General features: G+C 48.9%; 20 protein-coding genes. 11 read left to right on the top strand and 9 right to left on the bottom strand.

What is annotated here, in order from left to right; genetic code table 11:
* Position 1 precedes the first annotated feature (1 nt).
* Entirely contained in the window at positions 2-280 is a 279-nt protein-coding gene (locus A8707_RS00820; protein WP_068814370.1) for a hypothetical protein, read from the top strand.
* Here A8707_RS00820 and A8707_RS00815 read toward each other — a convergent pair.
* The 5 genes from A8707_RS00815 to A8707_RS00795 all read right to left on the bottom strand — a co-directional run bounded on the left by A8707_RS00815 (position 277) and on the right by A8707_RS00795 (position 4,480).
* Positions 277-864 carry a DUF2721 domain-containing protein gene (locus A8707_RS00815; protein ID WP_068814369.1) on the bottom strand — a complete coding sequence of 196 codons (588 nt, stop codon included), beginning with the start codon at positions 862-864 and terminating at the stop codon, positions 277-279. The genes A8707_RS00820 and A8707_RS00815 overlap by 4 nt on opposite strands.
* 109 nt (positions 865-973) lie before the next feature.
* Entirely contained in the window at positions 974-1,762 is a 789-nt protein-coding gene (locus A8707_RS00810) for a uroporphyrinogen-III synthase (RefSeq protein ID WP_068814368.1), read from the bottom strand.
* Positions 1,763-1,830: 68 nt separating this feature from the next.
* The gene (gene cobA / locus A8707_RS00805; protein WP_068814367.1) at positions 1,831-2,586 is read right to left on the bottom strand and encodes a uroporphyrinogen-III C-methyltransferase; all 756 of its coding nucleotides are present in this window, start codon (positions 2,584-2,586) and stop codon (positions 1,831-1,833) included.
* Between the two features lie 67 nt (positions 2,587-2,653).
* Complete coding sequence (locus tag A8707_RS00800) at positions 2,654-3,589, bottom strand: homogentisate phytyltransferase (RefSeq protein ID WP_068814366.1); 936 nt, start codon at positions 3,587-3,589, stop codon at positions 2,654-2,656.
* Between the two features lie 54 nt (positions 3,590-3,643).
* A complete protein-coding gene (locus tag A8707_RS00795) occupies positions 3,644-4,480 on the bottom strand; it encodes a methyltransferase domain-containing protein (protein WP_068814365.1) in 837 nt (278 codons plus the stop codon).
* A gap of 198 nt (positions 4,481-4,678) precedes the next feature.
* Here A8707_RS00795 and A8707_RS00790 point away from each other — a divergent pair, with 198 nt between their 5' ends.
* The 5 genes from A8707_RS00790 to A8707_RS00770 all read left to right on the top strand — a co-directional run bounded on the left by A8707_RS00790 (position 4,679) and on the right by A8707_RS00770 (position 8,964).
* A complete protein-coding gene (locus tag A8707_RS00790; protein WP_068814364.1) occupies positions 4,679-6,013 on the top strand; it encodes a TrkH family potassium uptake protein in 1,335 nt (444 codons plus the stop codon).
* Between the two features lie 78 nt (positions 6,014-6,091).
* A complete protein-coding gene (locus A8707_RS00785) occupies positions 6,092-6,793 on the top strand; it encodes a potassium channel family protein (protein WP_068814363.1) in 702 nt (233 codons plus the stop codon).
* A 72-nt stretch (positions 6,794-6,865) separates the two neighbouring features.
* Complete coding sequence (locus A8707_RS00780) at positions 6,866-7,930, top strand: DNA cytosine methyltransferase (RefSeq protein ID WP_082906170.1); 1,065 nt, start codon at positions 6,866-6,868, stop codon at positions 7,928-7,930.
* A gap of 31 nt (positions 7,931-7,961) precedes the next feature.
* Positions 7,962-8,513, top strand: coding sequence for an NgoPII family restriction endonuclease (locus tag A8707_RS00775; RefSeq protein ID WP_068814362.1), 552 nt, complete (start codon positions 7,962-7,964; stop codon positions 8,511-8,513).
* Between the two features lie 7 nt (positions 8,514-8,520).
* The gene (locus A8707_RS00770) at positions 8,521-8,964 is read left to right on the top strand and encodes an NgoPII family restriction endonuclease (RefSeq protein WP_068814361.1); all 444 of its coding nucleotides are present in this window, start codon (positions 8,521-8,523) and stop codon (positions 8,962-8,964) included.
* Positions 8,965-8,970: 6 nt separating this feature from the next.
* Here A8707_RS00770 and A8707_RS00765 read toward each other — a convergent pair whose 3' ends face one another.
* Genes A8707_RS00765 through xdhA form a run of 3 tightly spaced genes read right to left on the bottom strand, consistent with a single transcriptional unit; the run spans position 8,971 to position 13,705 of the window.
* Complete coding sequence (locus A8707_RS00765) at positions 8,971-9,903, bottom strand: XdhC family protein (protein WP_068814360.1); 933 nt, start codon at positions 9,901-9,903, stop codon at positions 8,971-8,973.
* Positions 9,900-12,272, bottom strand: a complete 2,373-nt coding sequence (gene xdhB / locus A8707_RS00760) for a xanthine dehydrogenase molybdopterin binding subunit (protein WP_068814359.1) — start codon at positions 12,270-12,272, stop codon at positions 9,900-9,902. Before xdhB ends, A8707_RS00765 begins: the two co-directional genes overlap by 4 nt.
* Positions 12,269-13,705 carry a xanthine dehydrogenase small subunit gene (gene xdhA, locus A8707_RS00755; protein ID WP_068814358.1) on the bottom strand — a complete coding sequence of 479 codons (1,437 nt, stop codon included), beginning with the start codon at positions 13,703-13,705 and terminating at the stop codon, positions 12,269-12,271. The genes xdhB and xdhA overlap by 4 nt, the downstream gene beginning before the upstream one ends.
* A 225-nt stretch (positions 13,706-13,930) precedes the next feature.
* On the opposite strand from xdhA, the gene dnaK reads away from it, so the two are divergent.
* From dnaK to A8707_RS00740, 3 genes are all read left to right on the top strand, one after another.
* Positions 13,931-16,501: a molecular chaperone DnaK gene (dnaK, locus tag A8707_RS00750; protein ID WP_068814357.1), complete on the top strand. Its 2,571-nt coding sequence runs from the start codon at positions 13,931-13,933 to the stop codon at positions 16,499-16,501.
* A gap of 73 nt (positions 16,502-16,574) precedes the next feature.
* Positions 16,575-17,576, top strand: coding sequence for a DnaJ C-terminal domain-containing protein (locus A8707_RS00745; protein WP_068814356.1), 1,002 nt, complete (start codon positions 16,575-16,577; stop codon positions 17,574-17,576).
* A 60-nt stretch (positions 17,577-17,636) separates the two neighbouring features.
* Positions 17,637-18,671, top strand: a complete 1,035-nt coding sequence (locus A8707_RS00740; RefSeq protein ID WP_068814355.1) for a glucokinase — start codon at positions 17,637-17,639, stop codon at positions 18,669-18,671.
* Positions 18,672-18,712: 41 nt separating this feature from the next.
* On the opposite strand, the gene A8707_RS00735 is transcribed toward A8707_RS00740, so the two are convergent.
* Complete coding sequence (locus tag A8707_RS00735; RefSeq protein ID WP_082906169.1) at positions 18,713-20,068, bottom strand: ABC transporter substrate-binding protein; 1,356 nt, start codon at positions 20,066-20,068, stop codon at positions 18,713-18,715.
* A 147-nt stretch (positions 20,069-20,215) separates the two neighbouring features.
* On the opposite strand from A8707_RS00735, the gene A8707_RS00730 reads away from it, so the two are divergent.
* Complete coding sequence (locus A8707_RS00730) at positions 20,216-21,466, top strand: ABC transporter substrate-binding protein (RefSeq protein ID WP_068814354.1); 1,251 nt, start codon at positions 20,216-20,218, stop codon at positions 21,464-21,466.
* Positions 21,467-21,471: 5 nt separating this feature from the next.
* Entirely contained in the window at positions 21,472-22,374 is a 903-nt protein-coding gene (locus tag A8707_RS00725; RefSeq protein WP_068814353.1) for a carbohydrate ABC transporter permease, read from the top strand.
* The last annotated feature ends 5 nt before the right edge of the window (positions 22,375-22,379 follow it).

Raw genomic sequence — 22,379 nt, 5'->3', positions numbered from 1 at the left:
TATGGAACTGATTCGTGTGATGCAAACGCTGTTTGATCGTCCTCCGATTCCGTTTGATCCCAATCGGCAGTCGCTGAAGAGTTGGGCAAAGTTTTGCCTGCAAGATCGCGGGTTTAAGGTGGTCTATGCTCAAAACGCAGACTTTGCGATCGAGACCAACACAGGCGAAAAAGTCTATTTCAAAGTCAGCACCCACGCTGAAGATTTAGATCTTGGAACGGGCTGGATTGTCGTTGACGAGTCGGGTCGAACCGCGACGGTGATTGCTCCTCAACTCTAACTGACTCTAGCTTTGCGAGACGCTCTGACGATCGCCACATCAGGACTGCGACGCAATCGATCGGAAGCGGTGCGTCGCCCTGCTCGATCGGGGCGCAACTCGACGGTGGCGCTTTGGTTGAGAATCGACATTCCTCTAACTTCTTGCCAAAAGGGACGATCGGACTTGTGCAAATCAAGCAATAGCAGCGTCACGCTCAGCAGCAAAATTCCGACTCCGACGACGAATAGCGTGAGAGCCGTTGTAATTAACCACGCCGCATCCCAGACCGTTCTCAGCGACAGCGCGAAGGTGCTGGCAACAAAAACCATAAAAGCGTAGTGAATGGCAACAGTGCTGTTTCGCGATAGTTTAACCTGCTGCTGGAGGTGGCGGAGCTGCTTTTTGAGCAACAAAAGGCGATCGCCCTGAGAGCCATAGGCGAGATGCAACACCTGATAATATTCTAAGCTGGTGGTTTGCAGACGCTGTTCTAGGGCGCTTCGTCTCAGCAATAAGCCTGCCAAAATAAAGGCACAGGCGACCACCATCAGCACTGAGTTGAGAATTAGCTGAATCAGTTGGGTAGTCTGCTCAACACTCATAAAATTGCCTCCGCACCAGGTTTGAGATGAGGATAGCATAGTTTAGTATATTTGTACTAACTGCTTCTAGTAAAGTGACCAGTGATCATGAGACAGACCACGGAAAGTATCAACTCGCCAGTTTGACAACCGCTTGAGTCAGCCCTTCTAAGGTATATTCTTCGGCTTCTACGTCAACCCGTCCGAATAGAGCGTGGCAGGTTTTTGAGGTTTGAGGACCGATCGAGGCAATGCCGACATTTTCTAAATAAGTTTGCCACGCTTCGCCCAGCGACGTTTCGACGAGTTGACAGAAATATTTTACTGTTTTAGAACTGGCGAACGTAATCACATCAACCTGACGATTTTGCAGAGCGGCTAACGCGCTGGGGTCGATCGTCACAGGGCACCCCGACTGATAAGCCGCCACTTCCGTCACGTCTGCCCCTTGATCGCTAAACTCTTTCATCAACACTTCTCGCCCGCCCGTCTCGACTCGCGGAAACAGCAGTTTCTTGCCGCTCACAGGCTCTGGGAAATTGGCTACCATTGAGTCAGCGACAAACGCAGGAGGAATAAAATCTGCCTGTAGCCCTCGCTGCTTAAGAATAAACGCGGTTTTCTCACCCACCACTGCGATCTTGATCTCAGACAAGCCTCTCACATCTTGCAGCCGCGACGCTAACCGCTCAAAAAAATAGTCAACCGCATTGCCAGACGTGAGAATCAGCCAATCGAACTCATTGAGTTGAGCGATCGCGTCGTCTAAATCTTGCCAATCAGACGGCGGCGTGATTTCTAATGTGGGCATCTCAACCACGGTTGCACCTTGCTGTTGCAGCAGCTTAGTAAACTGGCTCGACTGCCCCGCCGATCGCGTGACGAGAATGGTTTTGCTAGAAAGAGGAAGGGTACACACAGCACATGTCGGGTAGAGGACTATATCAATAGAAATTCATCGCATTCCGACCGCACGATCGTGCGAGGTTAACCATCTAAAGTCGGATCAGGAAGATGAATAGACGGTTGCAGAAATGAATGCAACCCCACAACTTCGCCAATCACAATCACACAAGGCGATAGCGATTGGTTACCTGAGTGTGCCAGAATTTGGGACAGTGTGCTGATCCAAATCTGCTGTTGAGAGTGCCCTGCCCACCGAATAATCGCGATCGGAGTCTGAGACGATCGTCCTTGTTTTTGCAATTGCTGAACGATCGCAGACAAATGCTGCCCTCCCATGAGAATCACTAAAGTATCAATTTGGGCGAGAGTCTGCCAGTTTAGATTATCGGGTTCGTGAGCGCTCAGAACAGTAAAACAGCGGCTGAGAACCAGATCGGTGAGGGGAATCCCCGCTAGCAGAGGAGCCGCCAGCGCTGAAGAGATGCCCGGAACGACTTCAAAATCACATCCTGCGGCGATCAGTGCCTGAATCTCGGAGGTCGATCGCCCAAAAATAAACGGGTCTCCACTTTTGAGACGGATGACTTGCTTTCCTTGTTGACACTGTTTGACCAGGAGGCGATCGATGTAAGGTTGTTTCATGCTAGGCTTTCCGCCTCGTTTGCCGACGTTGAGCTTGAGACAATGGTCAGGGACAAGTTGCAGCAACTCTACATCAACCAAGGCATCATAGACAAGAACTTCTGCTTGCGCCAGAAGCCGATAGCCTTTGACGGTCAGATAATCGACGGTTCCAGGTCCAGCGCCAACGAGATAAACTTTGCCCACTGAAGTCATAACGCCAAAAGATGAGAGATGAATTAAACCTATCGTGATTCATTCATCAGCTTTTTTGATCGTTTTTTTAATGTAAGAGACACGCGATCGGAAAAAGTAAGTATTCCAGAAAAAACATCTTCCAAATAAATTGATAAAACTTCGCGACTTCTTGCGGATCTTGCAGATCGACTTTCTGACTTCGCAACCACAAAACGCCCACCAGTATTAGGTGACTCACGATCAAAAAAGGCGCATTCACCAACGGCAACCAGAATGCAGCCGCGACCACTCCGAGATAACACGCCGTTAATACCCAGCGAGACAAGCTGAATACAGCTTTCTTACCGACTCTCAGACTAAAGGTGCTGATATTATATTGTCGATCGCCCTCCATGTCAGGAACATCTTTAAAGATCGCGATCGCAAATGTGAACACCAACACAAATAGCGTCAGTGCCCACACGTTAGCCGGAATCGGAAACCCATTGTTAAAGTGCAAAAACAATCCGAGATTGACGATCGCGCCCCGAACGCTAAAAATACACACCGAAGCCCAAAAGGGAAACCGCTTAAGACGAATCGGCGGCAGCGAATAGGCAGTGCCGATCGCCAAACTCAATCCCACCATTCCCAACAAATATTGCCCTTGTAAAGCAGCGAGAAGGATCGCCAAAATGCCTGTGATTGCGACGATCGCGACTCCTTGCGATCGCGAAAACTCTCCAGAGGCTAAGGGTAAATGAGGTTTATTGATGCGGTCGATCGCGACATCTTCTAGCTGATTGAGTCCGACGATATAAACGTTGCCACAGAGACACGCGATCAGAGGAAAGAGGAAGGAAGACGGGAAGGAGGATTGATTTGCCGCCGCGATCACATACATGCCCAAAACGCTGCAAGAAGTGCCAATGATGGTGTGAGGGCGAGAAAACTTCCAGAAAGCATAAAGCCAGGGAGCGTGTTTTTTAACGAAGTTTGAAGGAACCGAAGAAACGGATGATTTTGGAGAAGTGCGGCTCATAGGTAAGGCTGAATTTACGAATAGATGTCATCGTCAGCGATCGGGTTCGTCCCATTATTTGGTGGCACAGATCAACCCAAATTTAATCAACCCCCGATCGTAGCCTCGACTCATCAAGCCCAATGACAACGCGGCTTGAATCGTCGTCCAGCCAGAGGTTAAAAGCCCCCAAAAAGCGGCAGGTGTAAACGCTGAATCGATGACGACGTTCCAAAAAGGCGCGACAGCGGTTGACCAATCGGCTGATCTCAAGTTTTGTAGACCAACCTCACGGGCAATTTGTTCATACTCCGGCAGCGAAATCACGTAAGGCAAACAGTAGACTCGATAAATGTCTTCTAAGTGCGTTTGCTCGTCGGCGGTGAGCGCTTGGCGATCGGTCGATCGATGACACCACGTTGCAAAAATAAACGTGCCGCCCGGTTTGAGAACTCGGTAACACTCTTGCAAAAACTTCACCTTGTCGGGCATATGTTCGCCACTTTCTAGCGACCACACCAGATCAAAAGAATTATCCGCGAAGGGCATGTCTAACGCATTTGCCACTTGAAAATGGGCATTGAGGTTTGCGGATTGGGCACGCTCGATCGCTCGGTTTGCCTGCACCGGACTTAACGTGATCCCTGTTGCTTTTGCCGTGAATTTTTTTGCCAAATAAAGCGAACTGCCGCCAATACCGCAGCCAACATCCAAAATATTTTCAGCCTGGGTGACGTTTGCCCACCGCAATAGTTCTTCGATCAGATCGATCTGTGCCTGTCTGCGCTCTTTTGGCTCTCGACCGTCTGCCCCATAATAGCCGTGGTGCATGTGTTCTCCCCAAACCTGCTCCCACAGGCTCGAAGAAGCATCATAAAACTGCTGAATTTGTTGATAGAGCGTCGAAGTCATGCAGGAAATTTTCTAAAAGACTGAAAATAGCCTACCTTATTGGCAGCAGTTTGATGAGACTCTGAGGTAGGTTGACGATCGAGCAAAATTGCGATTCCTGGAATGGCTGAATCGCAATCACTCGACCGACAGCATAATTAACTTTGAACTATCGCCCATTTCTGACTCATCTGTTTTGCTCCACTCACTTTTCTAACTATGACTGTCTCTCGCACGATTTGTCTCGGATTTCTTGCTGTCATCACGATCGGAGCGCTGCTGTTGATGATGCCGTTTTCCCTCTTGAGTAGAACGTGGAGCGATCCAGTAGTTGCTCTGTTTACCTCTACATCGGCGGTGTGTGTCACTGGATTATCGGTAGTAGATGTCGGCAAGTTTTACTCGTTTTGGGGGCAGCTAGTGATTTTGCTGCTGGTGCAAGTGGGCGGACTTGGCTATATGACCGCGACAACGGTGCTGCTGCTGCTGCTCGGCAGACGACTGGGACTCAGAGACAAAGTTGCTATTCAGCAATCGTTAGATATCCCTGGGCTGTCGGAGTTGTCGATGTTGATCCGATCGATTATCGCCACTACTTTGATTTTTGAACTCACAGGCATCTTTTTGTTAATGACGATTTTCGTGCCTCAGTTTGGCTTTCACGAAGGAGTATGGCTCTCAATTTTTCACAGCGTTAATGCGTTTAACAACGCTGGATTTAGCTTATTCTCTGATAACTTGATTCAGTATGCGAGATCGCCGTTGATGAATGCTGTGATCACGCTGCTGATCATTTTTGGGGGCATTGGCTATCAGGCGATTATGGAAATGTTTTATTGGGGACGCGATCGCATTTCTAATCCCTCAAAAAAATCGTTTTTCACCCTCAATTTTAGGATTGCATTAAGTACAACACTGCTGTTATTAGCGATCGGCACGATCGCGTTTCTCGCCACCGAATCTAGCAACGTTCAAACACTGGGGGCGATAGGTTGGAGCGATCGAGTCATGGCAGCCTGGTTTCAATCGGTCACGCCTCGAACAGCAGGCTTTAACACGATCGACATCAGCAAAATGACCAACGCCGGGTTATTTATTACGATCGCGCTCATGTTCATCGGCGCAAGTCCAGGTGGAACGGGAGGCGGCATTAAAACCACAACATTTCGAGTGTTAATCACCTGTACGCAAGCCGTTCTTGAGGGAAAAGATGAGGTGCTGTGCTATCACCGTCAGATTCCGATGCCTCTGATTTTGAAAGCGGTGGGCGTGCTGGTGGGTTCAACCATGACGGTGATTGGCGGAACGATTTTGATTGCCCTCACCGACCCAGAGCTTAGTTTTATTCATATTTTGTTTGAAGTGGTGTCTGCCTTTGCAACAGTCGGTCTATCAGCAGTCGGAACGCTTAATATCTCGCCCCTCGGACAGCTTGTAATCATTGGAATCATGTATGTGGGTCGAGTTGGCATCTTGCTGCTAGTGGGTGCGCTGTTAGGAGATCCCAAGCCTAGTTTTGTCCACTACCCCGAAGAAAATCTGCTCGTGGGCTAATTTGCAGGCTCAACTCGTTAGATACTTTAAACGGCGAAGAGGCGTACTTTCTTTTTATCCCATCACCCTCCTAAAATTGTGAATCTATCTGCGCTTAAATTTTTTCATGGGCTGCGATCGGACTCCAAAAACAGGCAGTTTGCGGTGGTTGGTCTGGGGCGCTTTGGTCGGGCAGTCTGTTCGACATTGCATGGTCAGGGCTACGACGTTTTGGGAGTCGATGCCAACATGGAACGAGTCGATCAGGCGTTGAACGATCGCATCGTTGCTCATTCTCGTCAGCTTGACTCGACGCAGCCCGCCGCCCTCAAAGAAGCTGGACTATTTGAGCAAGACACTGTGATTGTAGCGATCGGAAACTATGTCCAGGAAAGTATTATTACAACGCTAAACCTCAAAGAGGGCGGCGTTCGGCACGTGGTTGCTAAAGCCTCGTCTGAGATTCACGAAAAGCTGCTCAAAAAAGTGGGTGCTGATCATGTGGTGTTTCCAGAACACGATGCGGGCTACGAGTTGGCTCGATCGCTGACCAAACCCGGCATCCTCGATCGCTTTGAGCTTGATCCTGAAAACAGCATTGTCGAAGTGATTGTGCCCGAAGAATTTGATCAGCGCACAATTTCTGAGCTAAAACTGCGGTCTCGCTATGGGCTAAATGTGCTGGCGTTTAGTCAAGATGGCAAGTTTGTGATCAATCCTGATCCGATTACAATTCTTCGCAAGGGGTCAGCGATCGTGGTGATTGGGTCGAATAAAAACCTCGATCGATTACCGATTTAGATTTTGTGGTTTTGTCAGGTTGTGTAGAGAAGATTAAATGGCAACCGTCGATCGATTAATACAGGTTCTCTGATGCAAAATGATGTCGTGTCCTTATTTTCAGGTTGCGGAGGGCTAGATTTAGGTTTCTCTAAAGCAGGTTTTAACGTCCTATGGGCAAATGAATTTGATAAGGCTATCTGGGAAACCTATGAAAAAAATCACCCTCACACAATTTTTGACAAGAGAAGCATTAGAGATATTCCTTCATCAGATATCCCAGACTGTGCTGGAATCATGGGAGGTCCTCCTTGTCAAAGTTGGAGCGAGGCAGGTAGTCAAAGAGGAATGGAAGATGAACGGGGTCAGCTTTTTTGGGAATATGTTCGCATCTTAAAAGATAAACAACCCTTATTTTTTCTTGCTGAAAATGTTTCTGGAATGCTTCACAAAAAGCATGGAACTGCTCTACAGAATATTATTTTGGCTTTTGAAGAAGCTGGCTACGTCGTAACTTATAAGCTGCTAGATGCTAAAAACTATGCTGTTCCCCAAGAAAGAAAGCGTGTTATTTTTGTTGGGTTTCACGCTAGTTTAGGGAAGAAATTTCAGTTTGATGCAGTGAAGTCTGCCTCTAATAGTTGCACCTTAAAGCAAGCGATCGGAGATTTGCAGGGATCTGAGTTGCCCGCGATCGGTAGAAGTAAAACGAATGGCGAAGCTTGTCTTGTATCAAATCATGAATATATGCAAGGCGATTTTTCTAGTATTTATATGTCTCGAAATCGCGTCCGATCGTGGGATCAACCTTCTTTTACGATTCAAGCGGGTGGTCGTCATGCTCCTATTCATCCACAGGCTAATTGCATGATTCACGTTGGAAAAGACAAGTGGATTTTTGATACATCTTCTCAATTTCCCTATCGAAGATTGACGATTCGCGAATGTGCCAGAATTCAAACATTTCCAGATGATTTTATTTTTTACTATCAAGATCTAGCGGCTGCATACAAAATGATAGGAAATGCCGTTCCAGTTAACTTTGCTTGTGAAATAGCAAAATCTATCGCCCAAGAATTAAATAAAAGCTCATGTTTAATCACCCACTCAGATGAAGTTGTTTTGGGAAAAATGAGAAGGCTATTCAAATGCTTTTAGAATTAAGGTAGAAATTTGATGGATCAGCATTATGAATTATCAAGCGTCAACCAATATTCTTAAAGCGATCAAAACGATCGTAGACAGCGGAATTCCTGATGTGATTGAATACTATCGAAGTGAAAATCGCATTAATTCTGTTGGAGATGCTTTAGAAGATTTCGCAAAAGACATATTCGCGGACTCGATCAGCATTAGCGATCGCTGTGAAAAGGCTAAAGCTCATAGAAGTGTTTTCTCCTGGGGTGGTAATGCAAATAATCCGCCAGACTTTATGATCAGGGGTGGCGATGCTGTTGAAGTTAAAAAAATCACAACTCCAACCGCGAGGATAGCTCTTAATAGCTCTTATCCGTCTGCAAAGTTGTTTGCTGATAGCTTAATGATTCTTTCTGATTGCCGAAAATGTGAAGATTGGACTGAAAAAGATAATATTTATTGCATTGGTCATATTGGAGGGCAAAGACAGCTATCTTCATTATGGCTGGTTTATGGCGACTGTTATGCAGCAATGGTCCGGACAGTTTTGAATCGCCAACGGCAGAATGCGGGTTTGAGCCTCCTCGGCGCGGTCAGATGCTGACGGTAGAATGCGGGGTTCAGCCTCTGCCTCAAAAATTGTCCGGACTATTGATGCAGCAAACAAAGAAGTTTACGAAAGAATTAGAAGTAATATTATTAACGGCATCGCTGAGATTCGAGGAGTTGAGTTAAGCGTAACCAAAGAGTTAGCGAGAGTGAACAAGATTGATCCGTTAGGCATCACCAATCTAAGAGTGAGAGGTATGTGGGACATTGCTCATCCTTTCAAAGTCTATGACTATCTAAATGTCACTTCAGATTTAGAAAAATCTTTTCAACTGTTCGTTTTGATGAGAACTTCAAAATATCTTTCTTTTCCTGAATCCGATAGAAGTCATATTGAAACGCTGGCAAGTTTGGGTTCATTGGATCTTAGAGACGTAGAGGTTAAATCTCCAAATAATACAATGGAAACCATTGCTGCTAAATTAATTGTTTACGAAATTTCGTAACACTCATTAGGAAGCTATACCCCGACGCACCAAAACAAGTTCGGCACCGATGCTGACAGCGATTTCTTCGGGTGTTAGCGCCCCAATCTCTAGCCCGATCGGGGCATAAATCCCTTTCAGCTTACTTTCAGAAACACCCATTTTCTCAAGCGCCTGATACACCTGTCGGACTCGTTTCTCACTACCAATCATGCCGACATAAGCGCAAACACTATCCCGTTTCAAAAGACATTCTAAAGCGGCTAAATCGTAGTGATATCCGCGGGTTACAAGAGCAACGTATAAATTTGAATGGGCTGAAAATTGCTCAATGACTTCAGCGATCGAGCCATTAAAAATTCCAGCAGCTTGAGGATATCGTTGTGAATTTGCCCACTCTGCCCGATCGTCATGCACCATAATTTGAAACCCGATTAAGTGCGCAACTTTTGCTAACTGTTCGCCTACATGACCTGCGCCAATGATTAATAAAGTTGGTGGCGGTTGCAGCGTTTCGATGAATGCGTTGGGTGTGGATTCGGGGTGATGCACGAGGTAGGGAGAGCAATCAGCATAAAACGGAGTCACCAAGGTTGCAGTTCGTCCAGCGTTGAGCAAATGCAGAATAGATTGAACCAGTGCGATCGCCACTTCTCCTGACCAACGCTCTAACCACACCTGCATTTTGCCGCCGCAAATTCCTTGGGTTTCTCGCTGAGGTGCGCCTGTTAAGTCAATTTCAACACTCTGTTTTTGAGCCGTTTCGAGAACGATTAGCGCGTGTTGAATCACCTTTGCTTCGCCTGCGCCGCCCCCGATCGTGCCAAAGATCCGATCAGAACCCATGATCATTTTCGCGCCCACTTCTCTCGGAACGGAGCCTTGAACCCTCGTCACTGTGGCGAGAACAATGGGTTCCTGCCTTAACCATTGAGCAAACTGCCGATAAAACTCGATCATTTGGAAGGGACTAACACGTCGAGATCGGTTGGTGTGTTCAGCGAAAAGGACTCGGCGCGAACCTGCTCGATCGCCCACAAAATGACTTCAGGCGTGGCGGGAGACGTGAGCGGAACGTGACTCGGTTGACCAAATGCCGCGATCGCTGCTCGAATGGCTTCTCGAACTGAGATCGCCAGCATAAAGGGAGGTTCTCCGATCGCTTTACTGCCATAGATCACGCCATCTTGAGCGGCTCGTTCGAGCAGATGCACCTGAAAGTGTTCGGGCACTTCTCCGATCGTCGGAATTTTGTAGGTGCTAGGCGCATCCGTTCGGAGTCGTCCTTGCGTGTCCCAGACTAATTCTTCCATCGTTAACCAGCCCATGCCCTGCACAAAGCCACCCTCTATTTGACCTTGATCGATGAGGGGATTAAGCGATGCGCCTGCGTCATGGACGATATCAACCTGACGCAGTTTGAAAGTGCCTGTGAATCCGTCCACTTCAACCTCGCTCACCGCCACACCATAGGCGAAATAGTAGAACGGTCTGCCTTTGCCTGTGGTTTCATCCCAATAAATGTTGGGCGTGCGGTAATAGCCCGTTGCCGAGAGACTAATCCGATCGCTGTATGCCTGCTTGACGACATCGGCAAACAAAACGCGATTTTGAGGATAGCTGCGGCAATAAATCCAGTCGTTGGCAAAGACTAAATCTTCCGGTGTGTCGAGGGTCATCATTCTCACCGCGACTGTGGCAAGACGCGACTGAATGGTTTCACAGGCGTTTTTGACGGCTTGACCGTTGAGATCCGAGCCGCTAGAGGCTGCGGTTGCCGAGGTGTTGGGCACTTTGTCGGTACTCGTAGGCATGATGCGAAAGCGATCGAGACTCACGCCCAAGGTTTGCGCCGCGACTTGCAGCATTTTGGTGTGCAGCCCTTGCCCCATCTCGGTGCCGCCGTGATTGAGTTGAATGCTGCCATCGGCGTAGACGAGAATCAGCGCCCCGGCTTGGTTATATTGAGTTTTGTTGAATGAGATGCCGAACTTAACGGGCGTGATCGCAATGCCGCGTTTTTTGTGGAGATTGGCTTGATTGAATTGGGCGATCGCGACCTGCCGTTCTGCAAAATTAGCGACCACTCCAGACGGAGAACTGCTTCGCAACGCTTTTGCTTCGTGCCAAATTCGGGCGAGGCGGTTGTCGTAGAGTTCTTGTCCGTAGTGAGTGGTGTTGGTTTCACCTGTGCCGTGATAGAAGTTACGTTCGCGCACCACATCGGGCGGCAGATTTAGGGTTCGGGCGACGCGATCGAGAATATCTTCAATCACCACCATTCCTTGAGGACCGCCAAACCCCCGAAACGCCGTGTTTGAGACACGATTCAATTTCGCAATTCGTCCCCTCACTTCGAGGTGCGGAATGTAGTAGGTGTTATCGACGTGCAGCATGGCTCGCAGCAGCACAGGAGGAGACAAGTCGAGACTCCAACCGCCATCGGCATAGAGATCAACATCCAACGCGGTAATCAATCCGTCGGCGGTGAATCCAACGTGGTATTGCCCTAAATAGCCGTGCCGTTTGCCCGTGAGAATCATGTCGTGATGTCGTCTCAGCTTGACTCGCGCCGGACGACCTGTTTTGTGAGCCGCGATCGCTGCTACCGATGCAAAGGGGTTTGCTTGTGATTCTTTGCCGCCAAATCCGCCGCCCATTCTCAAACAGGTGACGACCACTTGATTGCTGGCGATGCCCAACACGCGCGCCACAATAATCTGAGTTTCGGTCGGGTGCTGGGTCGATGAATAAACCTGATAATGTCCTTCGCCATCGGGGATGACCCAACTCGTTTGAGTTTCGAGATAGAAATGGTCTTGTCCATTCATTTCGACTTCTCCATCCAGGCAGAAGTCGGCGGATTGGAGAGCCGTTTGGGGATCGCCGCGACGCACGACTTGAGGTGAGTGGTGGAAACTTTGAGCCACGATCGCGTCTTTAATGCTGAGAATCGGGTCGAGTGTCTCATAGGTAACAATGACTTTTTCGGCTCCTAGTCGTGCGGCTTCCTCGGTTTCACCTGCGACCCAAATCACTGCCTGCCCCCAATAGCTGACTTCATCGGTGGCAAGCAAGATCTCATCGTGGACAATGACTCCCGTGTTGTTTTCGCCAGGAACGTCGTCTGCGGTCAAAACGGTGACGACACCCTCGACCTCGTAAGCCGCAGACACATCGATTTTGGTGATTCTCGCCTTCGCATGAGGAGCCAAAACCGGAAACAGCGACAGCATCCCAGATGGAAGGCGCTGATCGTCGGTGTAAATCGCGGTGCCGCTGACATGGGCTTCTGCGCTCTCGTGGCTTTTGCGTTTGCCGACGCTCATGCGGTCACCTCCAATGCCTGAATGGGTGCTTCCCCAAATTCTACAAAGAATTTCTCAAACAAATTGGCAACTAAGAGACTTCGATAGTCTGCGCTGCCTCTCAAGTCGGTCAACGGCGTAAATGCCTGCTTGAGCGCTGGTTTGACGTGCTGAATGGTTTCGTGATTCCAAAATTTGCCGATTAGCATTTGTTCGACCGCGATCGCCCGAATCGGAATCGCTGCTACTCCCCCATAAGCCAGTCGAGCGTGAAGGATGCGATCATCCTCATCTAGATCGATCACAAATGCAGCCGCGACAATACTAATGTCATCGGTTCCGCGTTTGCCAATTTTATAAGCCTGACTTAAGCGACGAGTCGATGCGCTTTTCGGAATTTTCACCGAAACAATCACCTCTCCAGGCTGCAAATCGGTTTGTCGATAGCCTTTGAAAAAATCGCTGAGGGGAATCGTGCGATCGCCCATTGAGTGAGCAAGTTTCAGTTCGGCATCAAGGGACAACAAAACGGGCGGGAGATCTCCGATCGGAGACGCGGTTCCAATATTGCCGCCGATCGTGGCACGAGTCCGAATCTGTCTCGCTGCGAACCAATGCAGCATTTCATCTAAACTAGGAAAGACTCCGCGTAGTGTCTCTTCAACGTGAATTAACGGCACGGCTGCCCCGATTTCTACAAACTCTAGCGTGTTTTCCAGCGTTTTCAATTCTGTCACTGCTTCGAGTGAAATCATTACCTCGCAGTGTTGACGGTGATAGCTAATTTCCAATCCTAAATCCGTTCCTCCAGCAATCAGCGTTGCATCTGGATACTGTTCCATCAGCGTCAATACGTCCTGGAGTCGCGTTGGACGATAAAACCATTGATCGTTACCGTTATAAGAAATTTCACTCAAGTCCGCACTGGTAGTTTGCAGGTGTTGGTGAAACCGATCGTCCGAATCATCCGGTTGATTCTCTACAACCTCTTGAGCGGCTCGACGAATCGCTAAATAACCTGTACAGCGACACAGATTGCCTTCGACACAGGCATCGTTTAAGGCGCGATCGTAATAAGCCGCAAACAAACTCATCACAAATCCTGGAGTGCAATAGCCACACTGCGATCCGCCCGTCGTCACCATCGCCGTTTGCACCGGATGCAATCGATCGCGACTCACCCCTTCAACCGTAACGATTTCTCGCCCCGCCACCGCACCTAATGGAATTAAACAGCTATTCATCGCCTGATAGTGAGGTTTGCCGTCAGAGCCTTGAGCCACGATCGCCACCGTACACGCCCCGCAGTCGCCATCGCCGCAGCCTTCTTTGGTGCCAATGCGTCCGCTTTGCCGGAGATAGTGCAGCAAGGTCATCGTCGGCGACACGTCTTTGAGACGAACGGTCGCGCCATTGATGACGATCGTGAAATGATTTTGAAGGGCTGAGGTCACGTTATCAGAAGAGGTAATGATGACTTACTTTTATTATCCCGCAAAGCATACTGTATGCACTTCAATCAGAACAGAGTGTACTGGGGTATACCTTTCAGCCTAGAAGAACGACGAGTCATGACCCTAACCCTGGGCACATTCTTTTGACTTCCTCACTAGCAGGATAGAATGAATCCAGCAAACGTTCTCAACATTTAGTTAGACACGCGAGGAGCACCGCAAGGCATGGGAAGAGTAGTCGGTATTGACCTGGGGACTACAAACTCGGTGGTGGCAGTTATGGAAGGCGGCAAGCCCGTCGTCATCGCCAACGCAGAAGGAATGCGAACAACGCCCTCCGTGGTCGGCATTAACAAAGAGGGCGAACGGTTGGTCGGGCAAATGGCGCGGCGACAATCGGTGCTCGACCCTCAAAACACCTTTTTTGGAGTCAAACGCTTTATTGGTCGTCGATATGGCGAGCTATCACCCGAATCGAAGCGAGTGCCCTACACCATTCGCAAAGATGAAGAGGGCAACGTTCGGATCAAGTGTCCGAGGCTCGATCGAGCCTTTGCCCCCGAAGAAATCTCGGCGATGATTCTCAAAAAGCTGGCAGATGAAGCGGCGCGCTATCTGGGCGAGCCGATTAGTGGAGCCGTGATTACCGTTCCCGCTTATTTCAACGATTCGCAGCGACAGGCAACCCGCGACGCAGGGCGCATTGCTGGCTTGGACGTGAAGCGAGTTCTCAATGAGCCAACGGCGGCATCTTTGGCATATGGACTCGATCGGGGACAAAGCGAAACCATTCTCGTGTTTGACTTGGGCGGTGGTACGTTTGACGTATCCATTCTTGAGGTGGGAGATGGGGTGTTTGAGGTCAAAGGCACGAGCGGCGACACGCAGTTAGGCGGCAACGACTTCGACGAAAAAATCGTGGACTTCTTAGCTGAAGAATTTCTAGAAAAAGAAAAAGTCGATCTGCGACGCAATCGTCAAGCACTTCAGCGACTCACCGAAGCGGCTGAGAAAGCAAAAATTGAACTCTCCGGGGTGGCAGTCACCGAGATTAATCTGCCCTTTATTGACGCGAACGAAGATGGACCGCTGCACATCGAAACTCGGCTGACCCGATCGCAGTTTGAAGGATTTTGTGGCGATTTGCTCTCGCGACTGCGTGGACCGCTCAAACAAGCATTCCGTGATGCCGGGATGACTCCGGCGGATATTGATGACATTGTGCTAGTCGGCGGCTCCACGCGCATTCCGATGGTGCAGCAAGTCGTCCGATCGATCATCAACAAAGAACCGAATCAAAACGTCAACCCCGATGAGGTTGTCGCAGTCGGTGCCGCGATTCAGGCAGGAATTCTTGCCGGAGAAATCAAAGATATTCTGCTGTTGGATGTCACGCCGTTATCGTTTGGCTTAGAGACGATCGGGGGAGTCATGAAGAAGTTAATCCCTCGCAACACGACGATTCCGACTCGTCGATCGGACACGTTTTCGACCTCAGAAGACAATCAGACAATGGTGGAAGTTCATATCCTGCAAGGCGAACGCGATATGGCATCGGGCAACAAATCGCTCGGTCGCTTTAAGCTAATGGGCATTCCTCCCGCACCGCGAGGCATTCCTCAAGTGCAGGTGTCGTTTGACGTGGATGCCAACGGCATTTTGCAAGTCACCGCAATGGATCGCACCACGGGACGAGAGCAGAGCATCACCGTTCAGGGCGCTTCGACGCTGGGCGAAGAAGAAGTGCGGCAGATGATTCGCAATGCCGAAGAGTTTGCAGAGGTCGATCGACTTCGCAAAGAAAAAATCGAGAAGCGCAATCGGGCGGAAGCGCTGACCTTTCAAGCCGAACGGCAGCTTCGAGAAGCAACCCTCGATTTTGGAATGCAGTTTGTCAGCGGCTACCGATCGCGAATTGAGCCACTGATTCGACAACTCCGGGAAGCTCTAGCAGACAACAACGATCGAGGGGTTGACATTGCCGAAGCCGATCTTAAAGACGTTCTCTATGAGCTAAACCGAGAAGTCTATCAGCAAAATCAGGGTGACGAAGAAGGCGGCTTCTTTGAGTCAATCAAAAAATTCTTTCTCGACGATGACGACGATTACGACTACTACAACGATCGTCGCGACCCTTACGATAATGGTGCCCGACGTGATAACGGCTGGGATGCGCCTCGACAAGATCCCTACGATTATGGTTCTCGCCGCGACTATGATCTGCCCAGACGCGACTCACGAGACGGATACGATTCTGGAAACGTGCCTCGCGACTATTCTTCAGAACCGAGACGCAATAACGATTACGACGCGCCCAGACGCAACGGTGATTCTGGGAATGTGCCTCGCGATCGCGACTACGACGCGCCGAGACGCAACAATGATTCTGGAAACCCCTCCAGAGACTATGATGCGCCGAGACGCAACAATGATTCTGGAAATGTGCCCCGCGATCGCGACGTGCCGAGACGCAATAACGGTTCTGGAAATGCACCTAGTCGAGATTCACGCGATTCTTATGGCGATCGCGACTACACTGCTCCGAGACGCAACGACGCTGACTCGCCGAGACAGAATGACTATCCTCCTGCCCGTCCACCGCGCAATGACCCGTCTGGAATTCGAGACAACGGCGCGCCGAAACGGAGTTCTCAAAGTGATCCCTATGGAACCCGCAGCGATGTCCCTTACGACGCTGGCGATCGTCGCCCAAATCGGGGTGACACCTCCAAAAAACGTCCGGGTCGCCCCAACTACAGCCAAGACAACTGGGACGACGAAGACGATTGGCTGTAGAACGTTTGAAGGATGACGCTATCTCAGCTTCATCCCTCACCTTTGATAGTTTTTTCCTCCTTGCTTGAACGCTATGCAGAATTTCAGAAATTATTACGAAATCTTGGGGGTCGAAAAAGATGCGACGAGCGACGAAATCAAGACGGCGTATCGCAAACTAGCCCGCAAATATCACCCCGATGTCAACCCTGGCGACCAAGCGGCTGAGGAGAAGTTTAAAGAACTCGGCGAAGCGTATGAAGTGCTGGGAGATGTCACTAAGCGATCGCAGTATGACCAGTTCGGCAAGTTTTGGCAGCAAAGAGGATTTCAAGGAGCCGCCAGAGCCGCAAAAAATGCCTGGAACAAAGCAGGCAGCAATGGCTCGCAAGAAGCAGATTTTGGTGAATATCGCAACTTCAACGATTTTGTCGATCAGTTGCTGAATCGGCGTGTGACAACCAACACCACGAGCACCCGACCGCCCCAAACTGACTACTACCGTCCTGGCACGAGCAAAACGAGCTATACCATTCCTAGCGAGCGATCGACGACGACTCGCCGCGATGCCGAAGCACGCCTCACCGTGCCGTTAGAAAAAGCTTACTCAGGTGGGCGAGAGCGAATTCGACTCGAAGATGGGCGATCGCTCGAAGTCAATATGCCTGCTGGCATGGTCACGGGGCAACGAATTCGACTGAAGGGACAGGGGATGTCAGGGGGCAATCTATATCTCAAAATTGAGGTGTCACCGCATCCGTTCTTTAAGTTAGAAAGTTCTGATGTCGTGTGTCAGTTGCCTATTACGCCCAGTGAGGCAGTGTTGGGCGGCGCGATCGAGGTTCCAACTTTAGACGGCTTGGTCAAAATGACGATTCCGAGCGGGGTGCGATCGGGTCAGCGGTTGCGATTGGCAAATAAAGGCTATCCCGAAATCGGCAGCGATGAGCGGGGCGATTTGCCCAAAGAACGGGGCGACCAAATTGTTGAATTGCAAATTGTGATGCCTAAAGAAATAACGGCTCAAGAACGCGAACTCTATGAAAAGCTACGTCAGTTAGAAACCTTTGATCCTCGTGCAAATTTGCCTGTGTGAGCGATCGCTCACTGGTTTAGAGGAGCCGCTTAAATTTCGGGTAATTGAAGGAGAATCTCGATGACTGTGTTGCTGGCGGGAGACATCGGCGGAACGAAGACGATTTTGCGATTGGTCAAATCAGAAGACTCGCTGCAGGCGCTCTACGAGGTGCGATATCTCAGTCGTGATTTTCCTGATTTGGTGCCGATGGTGCAGACGTTTCTGGCGGCTGCCGATCGCGAATTGGGACAGACGTTTTCGCCTGAGAAAGCCTGTTTTGCGATCGCCGGACCTGTGATCAACAACACTTCAAAAGTCACCAACGTCGGCTGGACTTTAGAAGCCGATCGGATGTCGCAAGTGTTGGCGATTTCTAAAATCTCTCTGATTAATGACTTTGAAGCGGTTGGCTATGGCGTGTTGGGCTTGGGCGAGTCAGATCTGCATCTGCTGCAAGCCGGACACCCGCAGGAAAAAGCTCCGATCGCGGTTTTAGGTGCAGGAACAGGATTAGGGCAAGGCTATCTCATTCATACAGGAGAAGGCTATCAGGTGTTTGGCTCCGAAGGCGGACACGCAGATTTTGCACCCCGATCGGAGCTAGAGTTTCAGCTTTCTCGCTATTTGCTCGACAAACATCATATCGATCGCATTTCAGCCGAGCGTGTGGTGTCGGGTCAGGGCGTGGTGGCGATCTATCAGTTTTTGCGCGATCGTCAATTTGCTACAGAATCTTCTGAAGTGGGTAACGTGGTTAGAGATTGGGAGTCTCAGGCAGGACGCAGCGAGAAAACCGTCGATCCGGCAGCAGAAATCGCGATCGCGGCGTTAGAAAATCGCGATTTGCTGTCTGAAAAAACGATGCAAATGTTTGTCGAAGCCTACGGCGCTGAAGCAGGAAATTTAGCGCTAAAACTTCTCCCTTACGCGGGTGTGTATGTTGCAGGTGGCATCGCGGCGAAGATTCTGCCCTTAATTGAGGAGGGCGGTTTTCTCACTGCCTTTATTCACAAAGGTCGAATGGGATCGATTTTAGAACGCATCCCGGTTCATGTAGTTCTCAACCCAAACGTTGGGCTAATTGGCGCGGCTCTCTGTGCATCGAAGCTATGATGCGGTTGCCTTGTATAGCTAGAAATAGGTTTAGACAACGACTACTTAAAGATCAGATCGAGTCGCTGCTGAGAGGCTTTTAACGCGTCTACCGGAGAACTCCGATCGAGCAAGGTCGCCTCGATCGCCCGTCCCAAATTATCTGAGATGCGGTTGTAGCCGGGAAAGATGGGGCGCGATCGTCCATATTTTGCCTGTTGCAGAAATACATCGACGGCAGGCTGTTGAGCTTTGAACGCCAGATAGTCGGGATTTTTACGAGATTTGAGATTGATGGGTAAATAGCCCGTTCCGATCGCCCATTCGGTTTGAAATTCGTCACTCATCACATATTCTGCAAACGTAAAGGCGGCTCGTTCCCGCTCTGGAGTCGATTTAAACAGAAACAGATTTTCACCGCCGATCGCCGTGGCGGGTCGTGCCCCGATCGGAATCGGCAACACTCCAAAATCGACTTTAGTGGATTGCAATTGTCCTAACGTCCACGGACCTGATAGCTGCATCGCTACTTTTCCAGCAAGAAAGCCGTCTAATTCATAGCCTCGTTCTGGCTGCGAGAGAATTGCCGAACCGTCTTGAATCAAATCGCGCCAGAGTTGCAGAGCCGCGATCGCTCCCTCATTCACAATGTTCACGGTTTCTGTCACAACAGAACCTGTATTAATCCGGTTGCCGTATCGCAGAATTTCTTTTTTCTCGATCAATTCGCCGCCGCCGCTCCACATAAACGGTAGCCACGTAAACACGCTCCATTCACCTTTGCCAAGCGGAAGCAAAATCCCGTGGGTGTCTATGCGCCCGTCTCCATTGGTGTCACGAGTCAGCCGCTTTGCCACTTGCCGAAAGTCTTCCCAGGTTTTGGGGAGTTCAGTGATTCCAGCCGCTTTAAACAGACTGGGACGATAAAAAATTCCGACATTATTTGCGCCGAAAGGAATTGACCAAACGTGTCCCTCGTAGGTCATCGTGTCCAAAAGGGCAGGATCAAGCTGTGCCTTGAGGGGCGAAGCAGATAGAAAATCGTCTAGCGATCGCAGCGCATTTAATTCAACAAGTTGCCCAGTCAACATGGGCGCAAACCACAGCATATCGGGGGCAGCGTTACCCACCACGGCTGAGAGAATTTTGGGCATCTGCTGATCGCCCTGCCCCACATACAGCGATTCAACCTGAATGTCTGGATGCTGCTGGTTAAATTTATTGACCAGTCTTTGCAAAACGTCGCGATTAGGAGGCGGATTGACTCCTTGCCAAAGCGTTAACTGAGTCACATCGGACGATCGTGCAGGTGCCTGACATCCTGATAGCAGAAGGCTGAGACACAGGGCGATCGCTCCAGACCAGAACTTCCAACCATTTTGCCTTCTTAAAAACGCTGCAAATTGTTGCAAAATCATTGAGCGCTACTCCGTCATCTTTGCGAATCTGAACATCATTATCTCAACTTGAAACGCTTTTGTTCTAAAGTCTGTCTTACGAGAGTCAGATTCAGATTTAACACCCTCGATAATGCTCATCAGATACGGTTTTTAAAAAACTTCTCTATGAAAAAGCTGCTTTCTAGTTTGGCATTTTCAGCTTTACTTTTGTTAACAAACTCGTGTCGTTCTGGTGATAAGAATGAAGGGGCGATCGAGATTACACTGAGTGGCTGGCAGAGTAACCCGATCGAGTCTCGACTTTTAGAAAAAGTAATTGACCAATTTGAAGCGAAATATCCCAATATCAAAGTTAAACATGAAGTGATCAACAGTCAATATATGGATGTGATCAAAACTCGTTTAATTGGAGAAGTCGCCCCCGATGTTTTTTATTTAGATGCCTTTGAAGCCCCTTTATTAATGAAATATGAGGTATTAGAACCTCTGAATTCATACATCAAGTCTGAGTTTAATCTAGCTGACTTTGAACCTAATTTAATCAATGCCTTTAAGCGGAACGGAAACCTCTACGGCATTCCAAAGGATTTCTCTACGTTAGCTCTTTTCTATAACGAGACGGCATTCGCCAAAGCAAAGATTCAGCAACCTCCCAAAACATGGAATCAGCTAATTGAATATTCAAAAAAGTTGACGCTTTATGACCAAACTGGCAAAGTCAATCAATATGGATTTGGCATCACTCCAGAGTTGCCTAGACAGCAATTTATTATTCAAGCATTTGGTGGTGAGTTGGTCGATCGTAACCACTATGCAGCCTTCGCCACACCAGAAAGTTTAAAAGGTTTACAGCTTGTGATTGAGCAATATCGCCACGATCGCTCATCGGCTCAACCCTCTGATGTGGGGGCTAGCTCAGGCGATGATATGTTTGGGCAGGGAAAAGCCGCGATGATGCTGTCGGGTGCCTGGACGATTCCCTACTTTAAAGAAACGTTTCCCAATTTGAAATTTTCGACCGCGGAAGTTCCAACGATTAATAATAGAAAAGGCACAATGGCTTACACCGTTGCTTACGTGATGAATCGTAAGTCAACCCAAAAAGAAGCTGCCTGGAAACTCATTGAATATTTAACTAGCGAAGCCACAATGAAAGAATCAGGAAGCCAAGGCTTTGCTTTACCGTCTCGACGATCGGTGCTGAAGGGATTAGACTCCGATCGTCACTCTCTTTACGCTCCATTAATTGCCGGATCAACGTATGCAACGATTTGGCAAGCAGGAGAAACATTACCTACAATTTTGACCAACTTCGACAATCAATTTGTAAGTGCTTTAATCGGTCAGCAATCGCTCAAAGATGCAATGCAAAAAGCTCAAGACACTGCGAACCGAGAAATCTATTTATCCAATTAATCGATATGCTAAACAAAACCATCTGGAATAAGCAAAGTACACGAGAAACGGTGTCGGGCTATCTATTTATGACTCCGGCAATCGTCGTTTTAGGAATCTTTCTAATCGTCCCTGTTATCTTTACGATCGTGCTGGCTTTTTACCGAGTTCAGCTTTTAGGTGAAGTCAGCTTTCAATTCGCAGGGTTCAAAAACTTTGTGCGAATGAGATCAGACGAGCGAGTCTGGATTGCGCTGAAAAACACGGCTGAATATGTGGCGATCGTCGTTCCTATCCAAACAATTTTAGCGCTTGGACTAGCCTTGATTCTCAACACCAACATCAAAGGAAAAAGCTGGTTTCGGGTCGCGTTTTTTCTGCCAACCGTCACATCGTCAGCCGTTCTCACATTGATCTTTATGTGGATTTACAACACAAACGGTTTACTCAATAGCTTCCTCGGCTTTTTTGGGCTTCCGACCTATAACTGGCTAGGCGATCCAGATGTTGCACTTAAAGGCATTATGCTAATGAATATTTGGGCAACTGCTCCGCTTTTTATGGTGATTTATTTAGCGGCACTGCAGGATATTCCAGAGAGTTTATATGAGGCAGCCTCGATCGATGGTGCAGCTCCGTGGGAGAAGTTTTGGTGCATCACACTGCCATTTCTTAAACCTGTAACGTTCTTTGTGATTGTGATGGGAATTATTGGCACCTTTCAGTTATTCGATCAGTCCTATATTTTCTCAAGCGGATCAGGAGGACCGAATAACGCAACTCTGACGATCGTGCTTCTTATCTATCAATATGCCTTCAAAAATCTGGATATGGGATATGCGCTGGCGTTGACTCTGATGTTGGCACTGGTGATTATGACGGTGACGCTAATTCAACGCAGTTTGTTTAAAGAAGAATCATTAGATTAGAGGTG

The organism is Phormidesmis priestleyi BC1401 (assembly GCF_001650195.1).
Lineage (GTDB): Bacteria > Cyanobacteriota > Cyanobacteriia > Leptolyngbyales > Leptolyngbyaceae > Phormidesmis_A > Phormidesmis_A priestleyi_B.
Note: the sequence above shows the minus strand (reverse complement) of the source record. Positions and strands in the feature narration are given on the sequence as shown.

What these genes read in the sequence shown, in the direction of transcription:
- A8707_RS00775 (WP_068814362.1), top strand. Translation starts at nt 7,962, where the DNA reads ATGAATTATCAAGCGTCAACCAATATTCTTAAAGCGATCAAAACGATC.
- dnaK (WP_068814357.1), top strand. Translation starts at nt 13,931, where the DNA reads ATGGGAAGAGTAGTCGGTATTGACCTGGGGACTACAAACTCGGTGGTG.
- A8707_RS00765 (WP_068814360.1), bottom strand. Translation starts at nt 9,903, where the DNA reads ATGATCGAGTTTTATCGGCAGTTTGCTCAATGGTTAAGGCAGGAACCC.
- A8707_RS00730 (WP_068814354.1), top strand. Translation starts at nt 20,216, where the DNA reads ATGAAAAAGCTGCTTTCTAGTTTGGCATTTTCAGCTTTACTTTTGTTA.
- A8707_RS00745 (WP_068814356.1), top strand. Translation starts at nt 16,575, where the DNA reads ATGCAGAATTTCAGAAATTATTACGAAATCTTGGGGGTCGAAAAAGAT.
- xdhB (WP_068814359.1), bottom strand. Translation starts at nt 12,272, where the DNA reads ATGAGCGTCGGCAAACGCAAAAGCCACGAGAGCGCAGAAGCCCATGTC.
- A8707_RS00740 (WP_068814355.1), top strand. Translation starts at nt 17,637, where the DNA reads ATGACTGTGTTGCTGGCGGGAGACATCGGCGGAACGAAGACGATTTTG.
- A8707_RS00820 (WP_068814370.1), top strand. Translation starts at nt 2, where the DNA reads ATGGAACTGATTCGTGTGATGCAAACGCTGTTTGATCGTCCTCCGATT.
- A8707_RS00735 (WP_082906169.1), bottom strand. Translation starts at nt 20,068, where the DNA reads ATGATTTTGCAACAATTTGCAGCGTTTTTAAGAAGGCAAAATGGTTGG.
- A8707_RS00790 (WP_068814364.1), top strand. Translation starts at nt 4,679, where the DNA reads ATGACTGTCTCTCGCACGATTTGTCTCGGATTTCTTGCTGTCATCACG.
- cobA (WP_068814367.1), bottom strand. Translation starts at nt 2,586, where the DNA reads ATGACTTCAGTGGGCAAAGTTTATCTCGTTGGCGCTGGACCTGGAACC.
- A8707_RS00795 (WP_068814365.1), bottom strand. Translation starts at nt 4,480, where the DNA reads ATGACTTCGACGCTCTATCAACAAATTCAGCAGTTTTATGATGCTTCT.
- A8707_RS00815 (WP_068814369.1), bottom strand. Translation starts at nt 864, where the DNA reads ATGAGTGTTGAGCAGACTACCCAACTGATTCAGCTAATTCTCAACTCA.
- A8707_RS00770 (WP_068814361.1), top strand. Translation starts at nt 8,521, where the DNA reads ATGCGGGGTTCAGCCTCTGCCTCAAAAATTGTCCGGACTATTGATGCA.
- A8707_RS00780 (WP_082906170.1), top strand. Translation starts at nt 6,866, where the DNA reads ATGCAAAATGATGTCGTGTCCTTATTTTCAGGTTGCGGAGGGCTAGAT.
- A8707_RS00725 (WP_068814353.1), top strand. Translation starts at nt 21,472, where the DNA reads ATGCTAAACAAAACCATCTGGAATAAGCAAAGTACACGAGAAACGGTG.
- A8707_RS00800 (WP_068814366.1), bottom strand. Translation starts at nt 3,589, where the DNA reads ATGAGCCGCACTTCTCCAAAATCATCCGTTTCTTCGGTTCCTTCAAAC.